The organism is Streptomyces sp. 147326 (genome assembly GCF_045000215.1).
GTDB lineage: Bacteria > Actinomycetota > Actinomycetes > Streptomycetales > Streptomycetaceae > Streptomyces.
Genome location: NZ_CP134201.1, coordinates 3,363,111 through 3,380,009 on the forward strand (window position 1 = coordinate 3,363,111; position 16,899 = coordinate 3,380,009).

At 71.1% G+C, this 16,899-nt stretch carries 19 protein-coding genes and 1 pseudogene; 9 read left to right on the forward strand and 11 right to left on the reverse strand.

Translation table 11 applies throughout. The features are described 5' to 3' along the window. Window positions 1-11: 11 nt before the first annotated feature. The 4 genes from RIU97_RS14695 to RIU97_RS14710 form a co-directional block, all read right to left on the reverse strand. On the reverse strand, window positions 12-803 hold the full coding sequence (locus tag RIU97_RS14695; RefSeq protein WP_404956904.1) for a trypsin-like serine peptidase: 792 nt from the start codon (window positions 801-803) through the stop codon (window positions 12-14). After that, window positions 800-1,885 carry an alpha/beta hydrolase gene (locus tag RIU97_RS14700; protein ID WP_404956906.1) on the reverse strand — a complete coding sequence of 362 codons (1,086 nt, stop codon included), beginning with the start codon at window positions 1,883-1,885 and terminating at the stop codon, window positions 800-802. The genes RIU97_RS14695 and RIU97_RS14700 overlap by 4 nt, the downstream gene beginning before the upstream one ends. 174 nt (window positions 1,886-2,059) lie before the next feature. After that, the gene (locus RIU97_RS14705) at window positions 2,060-3,355 is read right to left on the reverse strand and encodes an alpha/beta hydrolase (RefSeq protein WP_404956908.1); all 1,296 of its coding nucleotides are present in this window, start codon (window positions 3,353-3,355) and stop codon (window positions 2,060-2,062) included. Between the two features lie 134 nt (window positions 3,356-3,489). Continuing rightward, on the reverse strand, window positions 3,490-3,927 hold the full coding sequence (locus tag RIU97_RS14710; protein ID WP_404956910.1) for a MarR family winged helix-turn-helix transcriptional regulator: 438 nt from the start codon (window positions 3,925-3,927) through the stop codon (window positions 3,490-3,492). Between the two features lie 80 nt (window positions 3,928-4,007). On the opposite strand from RIU97_RS14710, the gene RIU97_RS14715 reads away from it, so the two are divergent. Further along, window positions 4,008-5,003, forward strand: a complete 996-nt coding sequence (locus tag RIU97_RS14715; RefSeq protein ID WP_404956912.1) for an SMP-30/gluconolactonase/LRE family protein — start codon at window positions 4,008-4,010, stop codon at window positions 5,001-5,003. A gap of 75 nt (window positions 5,004-5,078) precedes the next feature. On the opposite strand, the gene RIU97_RS14720 is transcribed toward RIU97_RS14715, so the two are convergent. Both RIU97_RS14720 and RIU97_RS14725 read right to left on the reverse strand, forming a co-directional pair. Beyond that, window positions 5,079-5,690: a hypothetical protein gene (locus tag RIU97_RS14720; protein ID WP_404956914.1), complete on the reverse strand. Its 612-nt coding sequence runs from the start codon at window positions 5,688-5,690 to the stop codon at window positions 5,079-5,081. After that, on the reverse strand, window positions 5,687-6,064 hold the full coding sequence (locus tag RIU97_RS14725; protein ID WP_404956916.1) for a PadR family transcriptional regulator: 378 nt from the start codon (window positions 6,062-6,064) through the stop codon (window positions 5,687-5,689). Before RIU97_RS14725 ends, RIU97_RS14720 begins: the two co-directional genes overlap by 4 nt. A 186-nt stretch (window positions 6,065-6,250) precedes the next feature. On the opposite strand from RIU97_RS14725, the gene RIU97_RS14730 reads away from it, so the two are divergent. After that, entirely contained in the window at window positions 6,251-6,520 is a 270-nt protein-coding gene (locus RIU97_RS14730) for a type II toxin-antitoxin system Phd/YefM family antitoxin (RefSeq protein WP_404956918.1), read from the forward strand. Beyond that, a pseudogene (locus RIU97_RS14735) lies at window positions 6,513-6,773 on the forward strand (type II toxin-antitoxin system RelE/ParE family toxin); the annotation flags it as partial. The gene RIU97_RS14730 and the pseudogene RIU97_RS14735, both read left to right, overlap by 8 nt. A gap of 137 nt (window positions 6,774-6,910) precedes the next feature. Here the strand turns inward: RIU97_RS14735 and ychF are convergent. Then, window positions 6,911-7,999, reverse strand: a complete 1,089-nt coding sequence (gene ychF / locus RIU97_RS14740) for a redox-regulated ATPase YchF (RefSeq protein ID WP_361760489.1) — start codon at window positions 7,997-7,999, stop codon at window positions 6,911-6,913. Between the two features lie 255 nt (window positions 8,000-8,254). Between ychF and RIU97_RS14745 the strand changes: the two genes are divergently transcribed. Further along, a complete protein-coding gene (locus tag RIU97_RS14745; RefSeq protein WP_404956921.1) occupies window positions 8,255-8,653 on the forward strand; it encodes a DUF6542 domain-containing protein in 399 nt (132 codons plus the stop codon). On the opposite strand, the gene ppgK is transcribed toward RIU97_RS14745, so the two are convergent. Together ppgK and RIU97_RS14755 are read right to left on the reverse strand one after the other, a co-directional pair. Further along, on the reverse strand, window positions 8,650-9,414 hold the full coding sequence (gene ppgK / locus RIU97_RS14750) for a polyphosphate--glucose phosphotransferase (protein WP_404956923.1): 765 nt from the start codon (window positions 9,412-9,414) through the stop codon (window positions 8,650-8,652). The genes RIU97_RS14745 and ppgK overlap by 4 nt on opposite strands. A 21-nt stretch (window positions 9,415-9,435) precedes the next feature. Continuing rightward, entirely contained in the window at window positions 9,436-10,428 is a 993-nt protein-coding gene (locus RIU97_RS14755) for a 4-hydroxy-3-methylbut-2-enyl diphosphate reductase (protein ID WP_404956925.1), read from the reverse strand. Window positions 10,429-10,514: 86 nt separating this feature from the next. Between RIU97_RS14755 and RIU97_RS14760 the strand changes: the two genes are divergently transcribed. The 4 genes from RIU97_RS14760 (at window position 10,515) to RIU97_RS14775 (ending at window position 14,376) form a co-directional block, all read left to right on the forward strand. Next, window positions 10,515-12,110, forward strand: coding sequence for an APC family permease (locus tag RIU97_RS14760; protein ID WP_404962841.1), 1,596 nt, complete (start codon window positions 10,515-10,517; stop codon window positions 12,108-12,110). 33 nt (window positions 12,111-12,143) lie between these two features. Further along, window positions 12,144-13,358, forward strand: a complete 1,215-nt coding sequence (gene xseA / locus RIU97_RS14765) for an exodeoxyribonuclease VII large subunit (protein WP_404956927.1) — start codon at window positions 12,144-12,146, stop codon at window positions 13,356-13,358. 111 nt (window positions 13,359-13,469) lie between these two features. After that, complete coding sequence (locus RIU97_RS14770; protein WP_319723379.1) at window positions 13,470-13,688, forward strand: exodeoxyribonuclease VII small subunit; 219 nt, start codon at window positions 13,470-13,472, stop codon at window positions 13,686-13,688. Window positions 13,689-13,785: 97 nt separating this feature from the next. Further along, the gene (locus RIU97_RS14775; RefSeq protein ID WP_327416096.1) at window positions 13,786-14,376 is read left to right on the forward strand and encodes a malonic semialdehyde reductase; all 591 of its coding nucleotides are present in this window, start codon (window positions 13,786-13,788) and stop codon (window positions 14,374-14,376) included. Between the two features lie 199 nt (window positions 14,377-14,575). On the opposite strand, the gene RIU97_RS14780 is transcribed toward RIU97_RS14775, so the two are convergent. After that, complete coding sequence (locus tag RIU97_RS14780) at window positions 14,576-15,094, reverse strand: DUF4245 domain-containing protein (RefSeq protein ID WP_404962842.1); 519 nt, start codon at window positions 15,092-15,094, stop codon at window positions 14,576-14,578. 238 nt (window positions 15,095-15,332) lie between these two features. Between RIU97_RS14780 and glpX the strand changes: the two genes are divergently transcribed. Continuing rightward, window positions 15,333-16,364, forward strand: a complete 1,032-nt coding sequence (glpX, locus tag RIU97_RS14785; RefSeq protein ID WP_030159594.1) for a class II fructose-bisphosphatase — start codon at window positions 15,333-15,335, stop codon at window positions 16,362-16,364. Between the two features lie 152 nt (window positions 16,365-16,516). On the opposite strand, the gene RIU97_RS14790 is transcribed toward glpX, so the two are convergent. After that, window positions 16,517-16,885 (reverse strand): WhiB family transcriptional regulator, encoded by a 369-nt coding sequence (locus RIU97_RS14790; protein WP_404956931.1) that lies wholly within the window; start codon window positions 16,883-16,885, stop codon window positions 16,517-16,519. Window positions 16,886-16,899: the final 14 nt, after the last annotated feature.

Consider the following 16,899-nt stretch of genomic DNA (forward strand, 5'->3'; position numbering starts at 1 on the left):
CGGGCGCGGGCTCAGCCCCGCGCGGCCTTCTCGTAGAGGGCCTTCGCGTGCTCGTCGAACAGCGCGGCCGTGGAGTCCACGTCCGTGTCCCCGCCGCTCAGCACCCCGATCAGCCGTCCGGCGTGGTCCGCCCCGCCCCGGTCGGCGATCCAGGGGCTGCCGCTGGTGCCCGTCCAGAACCCGGCGCAGCTCATGTAGAGCATGTCGGGGTCCTCGTCGTCGTGGCGGGTCTGCGTCGTACAGGAGACGGGCTTGTTCTGCGGGTTGTGCTCGGACTCCGGATAGCCGACGACGGTCACGTCCCGGTCGTACCCGGAGGTCCATTCGGGCTTCGGGGCCTCGGCGCGGCCGCCGACGGCGTCCTGGACGCTGCGCCCGTCCTCGTCCGGCGCGATGGTGAGGAAGGCGAAGTCGGCGGTGTCCTCGCCCCACTTCGTCCAGCGGTCGTCCACGTGGATCGAGCGGACCTTCCACACCCCCAGCGGCTGGGTGCCGGCGCCCTCGCCGGAGAAGGCGGGGGCGAAGGAGAGCTCGCCGATGGCGAGGCCGTCGTGGGCCACCTCGCCCGGCCGGCCGTCCTCGCCGGCGGGGGCCACGCAGTGCGCGGCGGTGGCGACGACATTGCCCTTCGGGCTGTCGACGACACTCGCCGTGCACCAGTGCTCGCCGCCCGCCATGAGGACGCCGACGGTGGGGAAGGGCAGCACGGGACGGTCGCCGGGCACCTCCAGGAACGCGACGGCGCACACGGCCGCGATCCCCGCGGCGGCGGCCGCGTAGGCCCCCTTCACCACCGTGCTCATCGCACGGCGGGATCGGGTGTCGGTCCCTTCATCACCTTGCTGATCCACTCCAGGGAGCCCTCCCTCATGCCGCGCACGTACGACTTTCCGTTGTGCTCACCATCCTGGATCACCTGCAGCGAGGTGTGCACGGGGCCCCTCCCGTAGTCGCTCATGAACTTCTCGGCCTTGTCGCGGCCGCTCTCCGCGGTGCCGATCTGGAAGTTGATGTAGACGTCAGGACCGCCCGCCCTGATCAGCTTCTCGGCGAGCTTTTCGGGGTTGTTCTCGTCCATGGCCTGCGTGTTCCCCTTCCACAGCGGGGAATCGGGGACGATGTCGACCCCGCTCGCGATCGCGGCCTTGAACCGGTCGGGGTACTTCAGAACGTGCTTGAAGGCGCCGAATCCGCCGGCGGAGGAGCCCATGAAGGCCCACCCGTCGCGGGAGGTGAAGGTCCGGAAATTGGCCTTCGCGAAATCGGGGACGTCTTCGACCATCCAGGTGCCCATCTTGGGCTCTCCGGGGATGTCCGAGGCGTCGAAGTGGTGCTTGGTGTCGGCGTTGTGCACCGGCATGACGAGGATGAAGGGCAGGCTGGTGCCGGCCTTGGCCCCGTCGCTCACGGCCTTCTGCAGGCCGAGGCCGGGGCCGGTCCCCCAGTAGTTCGTGGGGTAGCCGCGGCCGCCGGGCAGGGAGATCAGGACCGGGAAGCCGCTCTTGGCGTACTTCGGGTCGTCGTACTCCTTGGGCACCCACACCCACACGTCGCCGGTGAAGCCGGACTTCTTGCCGGTGAGGGTGGTCCGGCCGATCTGCGTGCCGTCCGGCAGCCGGTTGGTGCGGACGAACTGGGCGGCCGGCCCGGTGGGCATGAGCACCTCGGGCGGCACGTCGGCCGCGACGGCGGCCTTCTCCTGGACCTTCCCGAAGGAGACCGGATCCCCTAGGTCGGAGAAGAGGCCGAACTTGTAGGCGGCCGCTCCGCCACCGGCGAGGGTGAGCGCGAGTCCGCCGCTGATCAGAATCAGGCGCAGGCGGTGGGGGCGACGGCTGCTGCCCTTGGTCATGGGGCTGCCGTCGCCTTGCTGGTCATGCTGCACGGTTTTTGTCCCGTTCCTTCTCCGGCGCTCGCCTCGGAGCGCGGGTCGGACCGATCGGTCCCCCTTACACCCTTTACAGAGGTATGAACGACCGGATGGGTTGCCTGGGACGGGCGGGACGTGGTGAGCACCACGAGGCGGCCGAACGGCGGCCTCGCGGTGCCCGCGCGGAGGTCAGCCGGCTTCGGGCTTCGGGCCCTTCAGCACCTTGCTGACCCACTCCAGGGAGCCTTCCTTCATGCCCCGGACGTAGTGCCAGCCGTTGTGCTCGCCGTTCTGGATGTCGCGGATGGTCGTCTTGACGGGTCCCTTGCCGTACTGCTGCACGAACTTCGTCATCCGCTCCTTCCCGCTCTCCTTCGTGCCGATCTGGAAGTTGATGTAGACCTCGGGGCCGTTGGTGTCGATCAGCTTCTTCGCGAGCTTCTCCGGGTTGTTCGCGTCCATCTCCGCCTGGTGGCCCTTCCACAGCGGAGAGTCGGGAACGATCTCGCCGCCGCTTGCGATCACGGCCTTGAACTTGTCCGGGTGCTGCAGGACCGTCTTCATGCCGACGAAGGCGCCGGAGGAGGAACCCATGAAGGCCCAGCCGTCACGGGACTTGTACGTACGGAAGTTGGCCTTGGCGAAGTCCGGAACGTCCTCGGCCATCCAGGTGCCCATCTTGGCCTGGCCCGGGATGTCGGAGCCGTCGTAGTAGTACTTGGCGTCCGGGTTCAGCACCGGCATGATCACGATGAACGGCAGGCTGGTGCCGGCCTGGACGCCGTCGCTGATGGCCTTCTGGAGGCCGAGGCTGCGGTCGGACCAGTAGTTGGCCGGGAAGCCGTTGCCGCCGGGGAGCGCGATGAGCACCGGGAAACCGCTCTTCGCGTACTTCGGGTCGTCGTATTCCTTGGGCGCCCACACCCACACATCGCCCTCGAAGCCGGACTTCGCGCCCGCGAGGCGGGTCTTGGCGATGATCGTGCCGTCGTCGAGCTTGGCCGTCTGCTTGAAGTCGGACTTCGGGCCGGTCGGCATGAGCACGTCCGGGTCACCGGAGGGCTTGGCCGGGGTGGCCGGGGATCCGGGCTCGCTCTTCTCCGCGGCCGGGGGCGGGTTCTTGCCGAAGCTCACCGCCTCGCCGTTGCCCGAGAACCAGTCCAGCTTCCACGCGGCGAAACCGCCGCCGCCGAGCAGGAGCGCGAGGGCGACCACCGCGCTGATCCATATTCGGCGCCGGGAACGCCTGGGCTGCGGGTACTCGTCGGCGGGGGGCTGCTCGCCGTACTGCTGGTGCTGGTGCTGGTGCTGCGTGTGCGGCTGCTGCTCCTGGTACTCCTGATATCCCTGGTATCCCTGGTGCTGCGGCTGCTCGTAGTGGCCCTGCCCCTGTCCCTGTCCCTGTCCCTGTCCCTGTCCGCGGGGCGGGTACTCCTCGTACGACGGCTGGTCATCAGGCCGCGGGCGCTGCGGGTACTGGTGCACGAACTTCGCTCCGAACGGTCTTGACTGCCCCGAGGGCAGAACGGCTGGGCATCCCCTAGTGCTGATGCGCGAAACCCCCGCACAGTTCCAAATCCGAGCAAAAAATGACGGGGATCTCGGCGGAACCCGAGCTGTCAGCGCTGGGCGTCGAGCACTTCCGCGCAGCGCCCGAGCAGCCCGATGAGCAACTCCCGCTCCTCGGCGCTGAATGCGGCCGCGAGCGCCCGCTCCACCCGTACGGCGCCTGAGTCCGCCAGCTCCATCACCGCGCGCCCCTCGCCGGTGAGCCGGGTCTCCAGCACGTTGCGGTGCCATTCGTGCGGGGTCCGCTCGATGAGCCCGCGCTCCTGGAGGTTCTTCAGGACGGTGTTCATGGTCGGCGGCGTCACCCCGCACAGCCGGGCGAGCGCGGCCGCGGAGATGCCGGGCTTCTCGGCCAGCCAGAGCAGCGCGGCGTACTGCGGAACCGTTACCGCGGCCGGCTTGCACGCAACGTTCTTCGCCGCGAGAAGTGCCTGCTCGGCGCGCTTGATGTGCGCACCGATGCGCTCCTCGGGGGGCATGGAGGTCATTCACGCATCCTACGACCCTTGCATGCATTAGAGCTCTAACTTATCTTCGTCCTCACACATCGAGAAGAGGACACCTGTTCATGCGTGCACCGCAGAAGAAGTTCCTGCCCAGCGCGGTCATGGCCCTCACCACGGCCCTGGCCGCGGCCCTCACCGTGGGCGCGGCACCCGCGCAGGCGACCGACTGCCGGATATCCACGGCCTTCGCCCTGCCCGGCGCGAAGGTCTACCCCGAGGGCATCGCCACGGATCCCCGCACCCGCACCGTTTACGTCGGCTCGTACGCGGACGGCACCGTCTACCGGGCGCGCCCCGGCCGGCCCGAGGCGGAGGTGTTCCTGCCCGCCGGCACCGACGGCCGGCACACGGCGAACGGCCTGCGGGTCGACGCCCGCGGCCGCCTGTGGGTCACGGACTCCACCACGGGCGTGGCGGTCTACGACACCGCCACCGGCGCGCGGATCGCCCACTTCGAGGTGGCCGCGGGGAGCACCGCCCGCTTCGTCAACGACCTGGCCATCACCCCGGACGGCACCGCCTACCTGACCGACAGCTTCCGCGGCGTGGTCTACCGCGTGACCCCGCAGCAGCTGGCCGTCGGCAGCGGCGTCCTGACCGAGGCCTACGACCTCACCCCGGCCCTGCGCCCCCGGCCGGCGGGCGGGTTCAGCCTCAACGGCATCGTCTCTGACCCGACGGGCCGCTACCTCCTCACCGTCGACATGGCGGAGGGCGAGCTCTTCCGCATCGACCTGCGCACGGGTGCCGTCCGCCGGGTCGCCCTCACCGGCGGCGACCTGAAGGCCGCCGACGGCCTCGACCTCTCCCCCGACGCCACCTTGCGCGTGGCGCACAACACCACCAACACGCTGACCCGCTGGCAGCTCTCCGCGGACGGCACCCGCGCCCGGCTGACCCGTACGATCACGGACCCGTCGCTGCAGATCCCCACCACCCTCGCCCACACCCCGGGCCGCACGCTGGTGGTCCGCTCGCAGTTCGACAAGGGCGGTCCGATGTCCCCGGGCTCGGGCACCCCCACCACGTTCACGATCGCCTCGGTCCGCGGCCTCTGAGCGCGGCGGCGGCCTCGTGGATCGGCTCGACGGCCTCGGCCACGAGCCGATCCCCGGCCGGGGCTTCCGCTGTCCTCAGCTCAACTCGCGGGCTCCGGCTCCGGCATCGGCTTCGGCTTCGGCTCCGACCTTGCGGCGGCCGCGCCTCGCGGCGCGCGCGTCGGCGACGGCGTACGGCAGTCCGGGCAGCAGCAGGAGCGGCGCGGCCCACAACGGCAGCGTGAACAGCACCCCGTCACCGACCAGCCGCATCGCGAGCACCGCCGCGGGCAGCCCGACGGCGAGACCGACCAGCCAGCTCTTGCGCAGGCCGATGCTGCCCCGCCGCAGCTCCCAGGCGACGGTGGCGGTGCCGGTGGCCAGCCAGAACGCGAGGAAAGCGGCGGTCACGTCCACCTCGGTGGTCCACCGGATCAGGTACGCGCCCAGCAGGAGCCAGCCGGCCACGAAGCAGGCCATGGCCACCGTGCGCGGCGCCCGCCGGGAGAGCGGGGCGCGCGCCCGCGCCCAGGAGGCGGCGAAGGCCCGGACGTCCCGGCCGACGACGTCCTGCGCGCTGCGGCCGGCGGCCTCCGCGTCTTCGAGGTGCGCGGAGAGCTCGTCGAGCATCTCGCGCAAGGAGGCCCCGTCGACCCCCCGGTACTCCCAGTTGCTGCGGCAGGCCGCGAGTATCTGCGCGTTCGTCATGGTGTGCTGTCCCCCGTGGACTCCGTGCCGGTCAGGATCCGGCCCACCGCCCCGGCGAAGGCCTGCCAGTCGGCCCGGCCCCCGCTCAGTTCGGCACGCCCCGCCTCGGTCAGGCGGTAGTACTTGCGCGGGGCACCGCCGCTGGGCGACGGAGCGCGGTACGAGGACACGAGCCCCGCCCGCTCCATCCGTGCGAGCAGCGGATAGATGCTGCCGTCACTGACCAGCTCCATCCCACCGCCGGCCAGCGCCTCGGCGAACTCGAAGCCGTACCGCGGCCGCTCGGCGATCAGCGAGAGCAGACACAGGTCGAGCACCCCGCGCAGGAGCTGACTGCGCCGTTGGTCACCGGCCGCGGGCAGTTCCTTTGTCATGCGGCACAAGATAGTCCGCCACTACCTTGCACCGCAAGCATCCACTCAGATGCTGAAGCGGAACGTCCCGCGCAGGACCTGAACTGCGAAAACGCACCGGGCGCGTTCATCCAGCACCCGCGACCGCCCGAGGTGGGATACCTACCGTCATTGTGTACACATGGGACACTCGGTGCCCTTGGGCGCATGACGCAGCCACTGCCCATAGAGTCCATCCGCGACGTGCGTGCGCATTTGGCGGAGGTCGTGGAGCGCGCAGACCGCGACGACGTGCCCACAGTGATCACGCGCCGAGGCAAGGAGGTCGCCGCCGTCGTCTCCATCGAGGTGCTGCGCAAGTACCAGGAGCGGGAAGAGCGCGAGATCAATCGGATCATCGACGAGCGCATGGCCAACCCCGCACCCGGCATCCCGATCGAGGACATCATGAGGGAGACGCTGGCACGCGGTGAGTGAGTACCGAACCGTGTTCCGCCCCGAGGCGCAGGCCGAGCTTCGGAAGATCCCCCGCGACATGGCGCTGCGCATCCTGGCCAAGCTGACCGAGCTGGAAACCGACCCCCTCGGCTTCAACACCACCGCACTCGTGTCCCAGCCCGAACGACGCCGTCTGCGCGTCGGCGACCACCGCATCGTCTACACGATCGACAACGGGGAGCTGGTGGTCTGGGCCGTTCACGTGGGACACCGGTCCACCGTTCACGAGACCCGATTGCCGCTGACTCCACGTCGGAACATCCAGCGCCCATCCAACACGGTGACGACGAAGGGGTCGGGCTCATCGGAGCCCGACCCCTTCTGACCTGCATGTCCGCCACGTCAGTGACGTGGTGTTACTTCATCCGCTCAGACGTTGAAGCGGAACTCGACCACGTCGCCGTCCTGCATGACGTAGTCCTTGCCCTCCATGCGGGCCTTGCCCTTGGAGCGGGCTTCGGCGACCGAGCCGCAGTCGACCAGGTCCGCGAAGGAGATGACCTCGGCCTTGATGAAGCCGCGCTGGAAGTCGGTGTGGATCACGCCGGCCGCCTCGGGGGCGGTGGCGCCCTGCTTGATCGTCCAGGCGCGGGTTTCCTTCGGGCCGGCCGTCAGGTAGGTCTGCAGGCCCAGGGTGGCGAAGCCGACGCGGCCCAGGGTGGCCATGCCCGGCTCGTCCTGGCCGACCGACTGGAGGAGTTCGAGGGCTTCCTCGTCGTCCAGCTCGACCAGGTCCGCCTCCAGCTTGGCGTTCAGGAAGATCGCCTCCGCCGGGGCGACCAGCGCGGACTGCTCCGCCTTGAACGCGTCGTCCGTCAGCTCGTCCTCGTCCACGTTGAAGACGTAGAGGAAGGGCTTGGTGGTGAGGAGGTGGAGCTCGTGGAGGAGGTCACCCTGCTCCGTGCCCTTGGTGATGCCGCGGGAGAAGAGGGTGTGCCCCTCCTCCAGGATCTTCTGGGCCTTCTCGACGGCGGCCAGGACCGCGACCTTCTCCTTCTGGAGGCGGGACTCCTTCGTCAGGCGCGGCACCGCCTTCTCGATGGACTGGAGGTCGGCGAGGATCAGCTCGGTGTTGATCGTCTCGATGTCGTCCTTCGGCGAGACCTTGCCGTCGACGTGGACGACGTTCTCGTCCTTGAAGGCGCGGATGACCTGGCAGATGGCGTCCGACTCGCGGATGTTCGCGAGGAACTTGTTGCCCAGGCCCTCGCCCTCCGAGGCGCCGCGGACGATGCCCGCGATGTCGACGAAGTCGACCGTCGCCGGGAGGACCCGCTGCGAGCCGAAGATGCCGGCCAGCACGGCGAGGCGCTGGTCCGGGACGCCGACGACGCCGACGTTCGGCTCGATCGTGGCGAACGGGTAGTTGGCCGCCAGCACGTCGTTCTTGGTCAGGGCGTTGAACAGGGTCGACTTGCCGACATTCGGCAGGCCGACGATTCCGATCGTGAGCGACACGTTGGCGACTTCCCGTAGCTGGAGGGGGCGGCGGCCCGGAGGTGGGCCACCGGACAGTTTACTTTCCGATGAGTGGCGGTCGATGTACGCGTGTCCGGGGCCCGATCCGGCCGCCTCCCCGCCTAGTTTGGTGGGGTGGAGCAATACAGCACGCGACCGGCCCCTCACCCGCAGCGACCTCCGGCCCAGCGTCGGCGGCCGCCGACGGCCGTGCCCGCCCAGGGCGGCGCCCCGCGGCCCGTGCCGGCGCGGCGGATGCCCCGGCCCCGGCTGACGGGGCTCGGCGGCGGGCTGTTCGCGTGCGCCGGCATGGTGCTCGTCGCCGGGATCTGCTGGCTGCTCTTCGGCTCCTCGCTCTTCGTCTACGGGCTGCTCTTCGTGCCCGTCGCGGCCGCCGCCGCGCTCTGGGTGCGGCCCGCCGACCTGATCACCGCGCCGATCAGCGCCCCCATCGCCTTCGCCGCCGGGGTGTGGCCCATCTCGGGCGGTTCCGGCGGCTTCGGCGGGCAGCTGATGGGGCTGGTGTCCGCCCTGTCCCTGCACGCCGGCTGGCTGTACGCGGGCACGCTGGTCGCCGCGCTGATCGTCGTCGTGCGCAAGGCGGTGCTGATCGGGAAGAGGCGGCTCCCCCGCCGGACCGCCTCGACCTCCTAACCCCTCCCGGCCCCGGCCCCGGCGGACCCCTTCGCCGCCATCGCCGCGCCCACGATCCCCGCGTTGTTCTGCAGCTTCGCCGGCACGATCTCGGCCCGTACGTCCTCGATCAGCGGGAGGAACTTCTCCGGCTTGCGGCTGACGCCGCCGCCGATGATGAAGAGGTCGGGGGAGAAGAGCATCTCCACGTGTTCCAGGTACCTCTGCACCCGGTGCGCCCAGCGCTCCCAGGTGAGGCCGTGGTCCTCCTTGGCCTTCACCGAGGCCCGCGTCTCCGCGTCGTGGCCCTTCAGTTCCAGGTGGCCGAGCTCGGTGTTCGGGACCAGCAGCCCGTCCCGGAACAGGGCGCTCCCGATGCCCGTGCCCAGGGTGAGGAGGATGACGGTGCCGTCCCGCCCCTTCCCGGCCCCGTACGTCATCTCCGCGATCCCCGCCGCGTCCGCGTCGTTGAGGACCGTGACCGGCCCGCCGCCCAGGCGCCCCGAGAGCAGGTCCGCCGTGTCGACGCCGATCCACGCCTTGTCCATGTTGGCCGCCGTACGGGTCACGCCGCCCGTGACCACCCCGGGGAAGGTGACCCCCACCGGGCCGTCCCAGTCGAAGTGGCGCACCACCTCGACGACGCAGCCGGCCACCCCGTCGGGGGTGGCCGGCTGCGGTGTCAGTACTTTGTGGCGCTCTAGCGCCAGGTCGCCACGGTCCAGGTCCACGGGAGCGCCCTTGATCCCGGATCCGCCGATGTCCACGCCGAAGATCTGCATGGACATACCGTACGAAAGGAGTTACTTGTCGGCGACCAGTTCGGCAGCCTCCGCGCGCAGGTCGCGACGGAGTTCCTTGGGCAGCGAGAAGACGATCGACTCCTCGGCGGTCTTGACGATCTCCACGTCCGCGTAACCGCGCGCCGCGAGCCACTCCAGGACCTCCTCGACCAGGACCTCCGGCACCGAGGCGCCCGAGGTGAGGCCGACGGTGGTGACGCCCTCCAGCCAGGCCTCGTCGATCTCGCTCGCGAAGTCGACGAGGTACGCGGCGCCCGCGCCGGCGTCCAGGGCGACCTCGACGAGGCGGATGGAGTTCGAGGAATTCTTCGAGCCGACCACGATGACCAGGTCGGAGTCGGCGCCCATCACCTTGACGGCGGCCTGCCGGTTCGAGGTGGCGTAGCAGATGTCGTCGCTCGGCGGCGAGACCAGCAGCGGGAACTTGGTCTTCAGCGCGTCGACCGTCTCCATCGTCTCGTCGACCGAGAGGGTGGTCTGCGACAGCCAGACGACCTTCGACTCGTCCCGCACCTCGACCTTGGCGACGTCGTCCGGGCCGTCGACGATCGTGATGTGGTCCGGGGCCTCGCCGGAGGTGCCGATGACCTCCTCGTGGCCCTCGTGGCCGATGAGGAGGATGTCGAAGTCCTCGTTCGCGTACCGGACGGCTTCCTTGTGCACCTTGGTGACCAGCGGGCAGGTGGCGTCGATGGTCGCGAGCTTGCCGCGCGCCGCCTCCTCGTGCACCACCGGCGCCACGCCGTGCGCGGAGAACATCACGATGGAGCCCTCGGGCACCTCCTCCGTCCGCTCGACGAAGATGGCGCCCTTCTTCTCCAGCGTCTGGACGACGTACTTGTTGTGCACGATCTCGTGGCGGACGTAGACCGGCGCGCCGTACTGCTCGAGAGCCTTCTCGACAGCGATCACGGCTCGGTCGACGCCCGCGCAGTAGCCGCGAGGGGCGGCGAGCAGGACACGGCGGGAAGCGGCAGCAGTCATGCCCTCCATCGTACGGGGGTCCCCAGCAGGCCGTTCGTCCCCCGTCCGTCCCACACTTGATCGCAAGCGTGTTCACAGCATCCCTCGGAGGGCCGATGGTGCCGGGTCCGGATCCCAGTACGGCGGCACCGCCACCGGAGCGGGCCCCGGCCGGCCCGCTGCGGCGCAGCCTCGGCTTCCGGGACCTGGTCGTCTACGGGCTGCTCTTCATCGCCCCCATGGCCCCCGTCGGGGTCTTCGGCACGCTGGACGCCAAGTCGCACGGCGCGGTCGCCCTCGTCTACCTCGCCGCGACCGTCGCGATGGCCTTCACGGCCTTCTCCTACGCCCAGATGGTGCGGGTCGCCCCGCAGGCCGGCTCGGTCTTCACCTACGCCCGCAAGGGCCTGGGCGAGGGGCCCGGGCTGATCGCCGGATGGATGGCGATGCTCGACTACCTGCTGATCCCGGCGGTCGCGTACCTCTTCTCGGGGATCGCGATGAACGCGCTGGTGCCGGAGGTCTCCCCGTGGGTGTGGACGGCCCTGGCCGTCGTGATCACCACGCTCCTCAACCTGTGGGGCGTACGGGCGGCCGCGCGCGTGGGCTTCGCGGTGCTGGCCCTGGAGATCCTCGTGCTGCTCGTCTTCCTGGTCGCCGCGGTGACCGTACTGGCCCAGGGCGGGGCGCGGCGCGGCTGGCTCTCGCCGCTGACCGGTGACGGCTCGCTCGGCTTCAGCACGGCCGCGGTGCTGGGCGCGGTGTCGGTGGCGGTGCTGTCGTACCTCGGCTTCGACGCGATCGCCTCCTTCGCCGAGGAGGTGAGCGAGAAGGGGCGCGAAGCTCCTCGGAAGGGTGGTGGCGGGCGACGGGCGGACGGCTCGGAGCGCGTGGCGCGGGCGGTGCTCTTCTGCCTGGCGCTGGCCGGGCTGCTGTTCGTCGCGCAGAGCTACCTGGCGGCGCTGCTCATGCCCGTGTCCGCGGCGGAGCTGGCGGCCGATCCGGGGCTGCAGGGACCGGCCTTCTACGACGCGGTGGAGTCCTCGGTCGGCACCTGGCTGCACGACCTGGTGGCGGTCAGCAAGGCGATCGGGGCGGCCTTCGCGGCGCTGGCGGGGCAGGCGGCGGCCGGACGGCTGGTGTTCGCGATGGCCCGGGAGGGGCGGCTGCCGCGGGCGCTCGCGCGGACCTCGGACGGCACCCCGCGGCTCGCCCTGCTGGTGGCGGCCGCCATCACGCTGGCCGCCGCCGTGTGGGCGGCCCGGCGCGACGACGGGCTGGACCACCTGGTGTCCGTCGTGGACGTCGGCGCGCTGGTGGCCTTCACCCTGCTGCACGCGTCGGTGGTGGGGTGGTTCGTGGTGAAGCGGCGGGAGGGCCCGCCGGTCTGGTGGAAGCACCTGGTGATGCCGGTGCTCGGCGCCGCGGTGACCGTCGCGGTGATCGTGGAGGCCTCCTGGACGGCGCAGGTGGTGGGGGCGGTGTGGCTGGCGGTGGGCCTGGGCGTGCTCCTCGCCCAGCGCGGCCGGCGCGGCGGACCGGCCGGACCCGGCACACCGGACGGACCGGGCACACGCGGCACACCCGGGGCCTCGCGGACACCAGGAGCCTCGCGCACACCCGGCGCCTCTCGCACACCGGGCGCCTCTCGCACACCGGGCGGACCCGGGGATTCCGCGGCCGCGGGACCCGACACCCGCCCCGGAGCCTGAGACGCTGTCAGCGGAGCCCGTTAGCCTGCGTGCATGGGTCTGAATACGTCGGCCGAGGCGCCGCTGCCGGTAGGCCAGGTGTCCCGGCTCATCGGGGGCTGGATCGAGCGGCTCGGTCAGGTGTGGGTGGAAGGGCAGATCACGCAGCTCTCGCGGCGGCCGGGAGCGGGGGTGGTCTTCCTGACGCTGCGCGACCCCTCGCACGACATCTCGGTCAGCGTGACCTGCTTCCGCCAGGTCTTCGACGAGGTCGCGGACGTGGTCTCGGAAGGCGCGCGGGTCGTCCTGCTGGCCAAGCCGGAGTGGTACGCCCCGCGCGGGCAGCTGTCCCTGCGGGCCACCGAGATACGGCCCGTCGGCATCGGTGAGCTCCTCGCCCGGCTGGAACGGCTCAAGCGGTCGCTGGCCTCCGAGGGGCTCTTCGCGCTGGAGCGCAAGAAGCCGCTGCCCTTCCTGCCGCAGCTGATCGGGCTGGTGGTCGGGCGGGCCTCGGCGGCCGAGCGGGACGTACTGGAGAACGCCCGGCGCCGCTGGCCGGCCGTCCGCTTCGAGGTGCGCAACGTCGCCGTCCAGGGGGTGCACGCGGTGCCCCAGGTGATCCAGGCGGTCAAGGAGCTCGACGCCCTGGACGAGGTCGACGTGATCATCGTGGCGCGCGGCGGCGGCAGCGTGGAGGATCTGCTGCCCTTCTCCGACGAGGAGGTCGTCCGCACGGTCGCGGCGGCCCGCACCCCCGTGGTCTCGGCGATCGGCCACGAGCCCGACTCCCCGCTGCTGGACCTGGTCGCGGACGTGCGGGCCTCCACGCCCACGGACGCGGCGAAGAAGGTGGTCCCGGACGTGGGCGAGGAGCTGGAGCGCGTACGCCAGCTGCAGGGCCGGGGGCTGCGCGCGGTGACCGGTCTGCTGGAACGGGAGGAGCGGGGGCTCGCGCACGCCCTCGCCCGGCCGGTCTTCGTCCACCCGCAGCGGATGGTGGAGATCCGGGAGGACGAGCTGGACGCGCTGCTGGCGCGCGGCCGGCGCACGCTCGGGCACCTGCTGGACCGGGCCGACTCGGAGCTCGCCCACACGCTCGCCCGGGTGGTGGCGCTGTCCCCGGCCGCGACCCTGGAGCGCGGGTACGCCGTACTGCAGCGGGCCGACGGCCATGTGGTGCGTTCGCCGGAGGGGCTCGCGGCGGACGAGGTGCTGCGCGCACGGGTGGCGGAGGGCACCTTCTCCGTACGGGTCGCTCCGCCCGAGTAGCGAGGAGCGGGCAGCGGGCAGCGGGCAGCGGGCAGCGGGCAGCGGCACCCGGAAACACGACACACGGCCGCAACCAACTGGTTGCACTACACACATAGGGTGGAAAAGGGAATGGCAGAGGCCGAGACCGCGCTGGGGTACGAGCAGGCCCGCGACGAGCTCATCGAGGTCGTCCGCAAGCTGGAGGCGGGCGGTACCTCGCTGGAGGACTCGCTGGCGCTCTGGGAGCGCGGCGAGGAGCTGGCGAAGGTCTGCCGGCACTGGCTGGAGGGCGCCCGGGCCCGCCTGGACTCCGCGCTGGCGGCGCGCGAGCCGGCCGAGGAGGAGTGATCCCGGTCACCATCAGGGAGATTTAGTTGAAAATTCATCTACTTCGGCCGTAGAGTCTGGGACATCGCTTCACCTCCGTATGGAAGAAGGCTTTCCGATGTCTCTCGTTCTTGACTCCGCCGCGCAGGACCTGCTGTTCCGCGAGGCCCGCACGGCCAACTCGTTCTCGGACGAGCCGGTCACCGAGGAGCAGGTCCAGGCGATCTACGACCTGGTGAAGTTCGGCCCCACCGCGTTCAACCAGACGCCGCTGCGCATCACCCTGGTCCGCTCCCCCGAGGCCCGCGAGCGCCTCGTCAAGCACATGGCCGAGGGCAACGCGGCGAAGACCGCCACCGCGCCGCTGGTCGCGATCCTCTCCGCGGACAACGAGTTCCACGAGGAGCTCCCGCAGCTGCTGCCGCACTTCCCGCAGGCCAAGGACATGTTCTTCGCCGAGCGCCCGGTCCGCGAGCAGTCCGCGCTGCTGAACGCCGCCCTGCAGGCCGCGTACTTCATCGTCGGCGTCCGCGCCGCCGGTCTGGCCGCGGGCCCGATGACCGGCGCCGACTTCGGCGGCATCCAGAAGGAGTTCCTGGACGCCGACCACACCCCGCTGATGGTCGTCAACATCGGCAAGCCGGGCGAGGACGCCGCCTTCCCGCGCTCCCCGCGCCTGGCCTTCGACGAGGTCGTCACCACCGTCTGAGCCCGGCCGCGGCCGTAGCCGCGGGGTTGCAGTACGCGAGAAGGGCCGTGCGCCCCGGGATCCCTGGGCGCACGGCCCTTCTCGCACATCTGCGCCGGCCGGCCGGTCCGGGCCCGCACGGGACCGGCCCGCACGGGACCGGCCCGCACGGGACCGGCCCGCACGGGACCGGCCCGCACGGGACGGTACGGGGCAGGACCTAGCTGCCCTGCTTGAACTCCAGCGCCGCCGCCATCGCGCCCAGCTGCTCGAACGAGGCCGTCCCCGTCACCACCGTGACGTGGCCCTGCTCCCGGCGGACGAGGGCGTCGTACTTCTCGCCGCCCCAGCGCTCCCAGGCCGTGTCGCCGACCTGCTGGGTCTGTCCGGTGGCCGTCGCCTGCTGGGTGACCCGGGCGAGGTACTTGGGCGAGGTGTCCGTGGACTGCTCCACCGCCACGTACTGCTTCTCCGGGTCGAGGAAGCCCAGGTGCCAGGCGCTGGCGTTCTTGCGCTCGTACGTCACCGAGGTCGCCCGCCACTGCTCCGGGAGCCCCACCGGGGCCGCCACCGGGTACGGGGCCGCGCGCCGAGCCGTGATCGTCTCCACCCGGTAGTCGACCGCGCGCATCGGATCGGCCTCCTCGTCATGGGGGACGAAGAGGTAGATCCCGGCGACGACGATGCCGATCACCCCCAGCGACCGGACCATGTCCCAGACCGTCTGCTTGCCTTTCATACCTGCCACGGCACCATCGTCCCGCATCACAGGGGGGCGATCACCGCCGGGGTCGCGCCGGCGGGCCGCACGGCGGACGCTTGAGATTGCCCCACGGGCCCGCAAGGTGTCCGCTCAGGCCAAACGCCTGACCGATATTCCGCTCATACGTGACCCGCCCTGCTCAATATGTCGACGTACCGATAGAGTTCCAGCACCCTCACTTCCCGGCCGTCGCCGTACAGAAAGGTGCGCTCCGATGACCGAGCACAACCTGCCGCCCCAGCTCGAAGTCTCTCCGGAGGCCCCCGACCGCAACCTCGCCCTGGAACTCGTCCGGGTCACCGAGGCCGCCGCCATGGCCGCGGGCCGGTGGGTCGGGCGCGGCGACAAGCTCGGCGCCGACGGCGCCGCGGTCAACGCGATGCGGACCCTGATCTCCACCGTCTCGATGAACGGCGTCGTCGTCATCGGCGAGGGCGAGAAGGACGAAGCCCCGATGCTGTTCAACGGCGAGCGGGTCGGCGACGGCACCGGTGCCGAGGTCGACATCGCCGTGGACCCGATCGACGGCACCACCCTGAACGCCAAGGGCATGCCGAACGCCATCGCCGTGCTCGCGGCCGCCGACCGCGGCACCATGTTCGACCCGTCCGCGGTCTTCTACATGGAGAAGCTCGTCACCGGCCCCGAGGCCGCCGACTTCGTCGACATCAACGCCCCCGTCTCGGTCAACATCCGCCGCGTCGCCAAGGCCAAGAACATGGCCGTCGAGGACGTCACCGTCATCATCCTGGACCGCCCCCGCCACGAGGGCATCGTCAAGGAGATCCGCGAGACCGGCGCCCGGATCAAGTTCATCTCGGACGGCGACGTCGCGGGCTCGGTCATGGCCGTGCGCGAGGGCACCGGCGTGGACCTGCTCCTCGGCATCGGCGGCACCCCCGAGGGCATCATCTCGGCCTGCGCCATCAAGTGCCTCGGCGGCACCATCCAGGGCAAGCTGTGGCCGAAGGACGAGGCCGAGCGCCAGAAGGCCATCGACGCGGGTCACGACCTGGACCGGGTCCTGCACACCAACGACCTGGTGTCCGGCGACAACGTCTTCTTCGTCGCCACCGGCATCACGGACGGCGAGCTGCTGCGCGGCGTCCACTACCGCTCGGAGACCGCGACGACGTCCTCGCTGGTCATGCGCTCGAAGTCGGGCACGATCCGGCAGATCGACTCCACGCACCGCCTGTCGAAGCTGCGCGCGTACAGCGCGATCGACTTCGACCGCGCGCAGTAGGCCTGCAGCAGGCCGACAGCGCGCGTCCACAGCGAGAGGGGCGGTCACCGTGTGCGGCGGTGACCGCCCCTCTGCTGTGTCCAAGCGGCTCTTGCCGCGTCCACGCGGCTCGTACGGGGCTGCGCGCGCCCCGGGCCGGCCGCAGGCGGGAGCTAGCCCGCGGCTGCGACGGGGCTGGCCGCCGGTGCCTGGCGCAGCTCGGCCGACCTGCGGCGCATGCGCGCCAGCACCACCCGGCGCTCGGCGGCGGTGAGGCCGCCCCAGACTCCGTACGGCTCGGGCTGGAGGAGTGCGTGCTCCCGGCAGGCGACCATGACCGGGCAGCGGGCACAGACGCGCTTGGCGGCCTCCTCGCGGGAGAGCCGGGCCGCCGTGGGCTCCTTGGAGGGGGCGAAGAACAGCCCCGCCTCGTCCCTGCGGCACACCGCCTCCGCATGCCATGGGCCGTCCTCAGCCCTCGCCGGCACCCGCGGCTTCGGCACGGCGGCAACCTTCAGGGACTGATGCGGCGGATGCGGCACGGTCTACTCCTGAC